Annotated in this window: 3 protein-coding genes; 1 reads left to right on the plus strand and 2 read right to left on the minus strand. The window is 65.0% G+C overall.

The window, feature by feature from the left end; translation table 11 throughout:
- Window positions 1-34: 34 nt before the first annotated feature.
- Window positions 35-649: a hypothetical protein gene (locus DBR34_RS16615; RefSeq protein ID WP_128097618.1), complete on the minus strand. Its 615-nt coding sequence runs from the start codon at window positions 647-649 to the stop codon at window positions 35-37.
- A gap of 105 nt (window positions 650-754) precedes the next feature.
- Entirely contained in the window at window positions 755-1,777 is a 1,023-nt protein-coding gene (locus DBR34_RS16620; protein ID WP_128097619.1) for a zinc-binding alcohol dehydrogenase family protein, read from the minus strand.
- Between the two features lie 368 nt (window positions 1,778-2,145).
- Here DBR34_RS16620 and DBR34_RS16625 point away from each other — a divergent pair, with 368 nt between their 5' ends.
- On the plus strand, window positions 2,146-3,237 hold the full coding sequence (locus tag DBR34_RS16625; protein WP_128097620.1) for an OmpA family protein: 1,092 nt from the start codon (window positions 2,146-2,148) through the stop codon (window positions 3,235-3,237).
- The last annotated feature ends 296 nt before the right edge of the window (window positions 3,238-3,533 follow it).

A 3,533-nucleotide genomic window follows, 5' to 3' on the forward strand; every position in this document is an offset into this window, starting at 1 on the left:
GCCGACCGTTGGTCGGCACGGCGGTGGTCGTGGCTTACGGTGCCGCGACGGTGGCGGGGGCGGGCTTGCGGATGCCGAACAGCGGCAGCGTGACGCCGCAGAGCGGGCCGATCAGCAGCGCGAAGGCGAGGGTGCCCACGCCGACGTTGCCGCCCAGCCACCAGCCGATCAGCAGCACGGTGCCCTCGATGAGGCTGCGGACGACCCAGATCGGCCAGCCGGTGCGGGCGTGCAGGCCGGTCATCAGACCGTCGCGCGGGCCGGGGCCAAACCTGGCGCCGATATACAGGCCGGTGGCCACGGCCACCATCAGCAGCCCACAGACGAACACCGGCACCTGCCACGCCAGCCCGTGCACCGCCGGCAGCAGCCACAGGCCGAACTGCGCGCTCGGTCCGATCAGCATGACGTTGAGTACCGTGCCCAGCCCCGGCTTCTGCCGGATCGGCCACCACAGCAACAGCACCAGCGCGCCGATCACGTTGGTGGCCACGCCGAACGACAGCGGCGTCTGCAACGCGATGACCTGCGACAGCACATCCCACGGCGCCACCCCGATCGCGGCACGGATCATCACCGCCGCGCCCATGCCGTACAGGAACAGGCCAAGCAGCAGTTGCAACAGGCGCAGGGGAAGTGAAGTGGGCATGGCAGGTGTCACCGGAGGGGCCCTTGACTGTAGGGTGCGCCCGCCACGCCGGACAGATACAGATGCACGCCAATATGCGCCGACACCTGCGCCACCGGCTTGCGTCTACCAGCCGGCCAGCACCAGCTTGCCGACCGTGCCACCGCTTTCCAGTTGCCGGTGGGCCTCGCGCAGGTTGGCGGCATTGATCAGGCCCAGATGCGCACTGCGCGTGCTGCGCAGTTCGCCGGCATCGACCAGGCTTGCAACGCGGTTCAGGATGCGGTGCTGTTCGATCATGTCCGCGGTGCGGAACTTCGCGCGTGCAAACATGAATTCCCAATGGATGCCGATGCACTTGGCCTTGTAGGGATCGCCGATGCGCAATGCCGCGCGCGGCTCGACGATCAGGCCGACATGCCCCTGTGGGGCCAGCAGTTCGCCGAGCACATCCCAGTACGTGTCGGTGTCGGCCAGGTTGAGCGCCACCTGCACCTGCGCGATGCCCAGTGCCTGCAGCTGCGGTGGCAAGGGCTGGTGGTGGTCGACCACGTGGTGGGCGCCCATCTGCAGGCACCACTGCACCGACGCGGCGCGCGACGCCGTGGCGACCACGGTGAAGCCGGCATGCCGGGCCAGCTGGATCGCCATCGAACCCACGCCGCCGGCACCGCCGATGACCAGCAACACCTGGCCGGCATGGCGACGGTCATCAAACTGCAATGGCATGCGCTGGAACAGCAGTTCCCAGGCAGTCAGCGTGGTCAGCGGCAGCGCTGCGGCGTCGGCGAAATCCAGCGTGGTCGGCTTGCGCCCGACCAGTCGCTCATCCACCAGGTGCCACTGCGCGTTGCTGCCGGTGCGTGTCACATCGCCGGCGTAATACACCTCGTCGCCGGGCGCGAAGGCCACTACGTCCGGGCCAACGGCTTCAACGGTTCCGGCGGCGTCGTAGCCAAGAATGCGCGGGGGATCTTCGCGTTCCGGACGCGGCGCGCGCTGTTTGGTATCCACGGGATTGACGGAAATGGCCTGTATTCGCACCCGTAGATCCGAACCTGAGGGCGGACCGGGGTCGGGCAGCGTCAGATCAAGCAGTGCGGCGGGGTCGTCGATCGGCAGGTACTGGCGCAAACCCACGGCTTTCATGGCAGCTCCGGTGCAGGACGTTCCTCATCATACGTCCGCCAACAAAGCTGTTCTTGCGCTGAATCAAGGCGGGTGCGGATTTTTCACGGAATACTGCGATGGTGCAGTCCAGGGGTAGCAAAATGGGGTCGGATCCCTTGCCATTGCTGGGTCTTGCGCAATTTCATCAACCTGTATAGGGTGCCACCAGCTGGGCCGGTAGAGGTCTGGCGGTCGTCTTCACATGTTACGTGACTGTTAACATCACCTTCACCCTCCTGAGCATAATGTTCGCGGCGGTGGCGTGCTGAATCGGCAGTCTGAAAACGACGCAGGTGCTGGCCCATGCCTCTACCGGTTTCATACCCCCGAAATAGGAGCTGTACTCAATGAACAAGAAGATCCTCACTGCCGCGCTGCTGGGCGGTCTGGCTTTCGCCCAGGCTGCATCGGCGCAGGATTTTGACGACCGCTGGTACCTGACCGGTTCGGCCGGCTTCAACTTCCAGGATAACGACCGTCTGACCAACGACGCTCCGTTCGTGACCCTGGGCCTCGGTAAGTTCATCAGCCCCAACTGGTCGCTGGACGGCGAGCTGAACTACCAGAACCCGAACTTCGATGCCAACCAGGATCTGAACTGGAGCCAGTACGGCGTGTCGGTCGACATGCGTCGCCACTTCATCTCTGAAGGCCGTGGCTGGAACCCGTACCTGCTGATGGGTCTGGGCTACCAGAAGTCGGAAGAAGAGTACGCCGCCAACAGCCTGAATGGTCCGCGTGAGCGCAAGGACGGCAACTTCGCCGCCAAGCTCGGCGTCGGCCTGCAGACCACCTTCGAAAAGCGCGTTGCTGTCCGCGCCGAAGTGGCCTACCGCGCTGACTTCGACGACCAGAGCATCTCCGCTCCGTCGGAAGACTGGTTCGGCGACGTGCTGGCTTCGGTCGGCGTCGTGATCCCGCTCGGCCCGGCTCCGACCGCCGCTGTGGTTGCCCCGGCTCCGGTTGCTCCGAGCTGCGCCGACCTGGATGACGACGGTGACGGCGTCAACAACTGCGACGACAAGTGCCCGGATTCGCAGCCGGGTCAGACCATCGGTCCGGACGGTTGCCCGGTCCCGGTCTCGATCGATCTGAAGGGTGTGAACTTCGACTTCGACAAGGCGACCCTGCGTCCGGACGCCGTGGCGATCCTGAGCGAAGCCACCGAGATCCTGAAGCGTTACCCGGATCTGCGTGTTGAAGTTGCCGGTCACACCGACTCGAAGGGTACCGACGCTTACAACCAGAAGCTGTCGGAGCGTCGCGCCACCACCGTGTATGACTACCTGACCAAGAACGGCGTGTCCGCTTCGCGTCTGGTGGGCCCGATCGGCTACGGCGAGAGCCGTCCGATTGCGCCGAACACCAACCCGGATGGCTCGGACAACCCGGAAGGTCGTGCAAAGAACCGTCGTACCGAGCTGAACGTCCAGAACTAATCCTTCTGGTAGTACAGTTTCAGAAGAGGGCCCGGCATTGCCGGGCCCTTTTTTTTGTTCTTTTTCCGCCCGCGTGGCAAAAAAGCACGTGCCGTTGCTTTGGCCCTTTCCAGGCACGGCAGTCGGTGGGTCGGGGGCTGGGTCCCCATGCCCTTTCCGGCGAATGTCCCCCGGCGTCGGCCTGCGGCCGCCACCTCCTCCTTTATTTCGCCTCCAAGGGCATGGGGACCCAGCCCCCGACCCACCGACTGCCAGGAAAAAAGCCCTGCTCCCCGCCCGTACCGCAAGCCGAGCTC

This window comes from Stenotrophomonas sp. HMWF003 (assembly GCF_003061285.1).
Lineage (GTDB): Bacteria > Pseudomonadota > Gammaproteobacteria > Xanthomonadales > Xanthomonadaceae > Stenotrophomonas > Stenotrophomonas maltophilia_AP.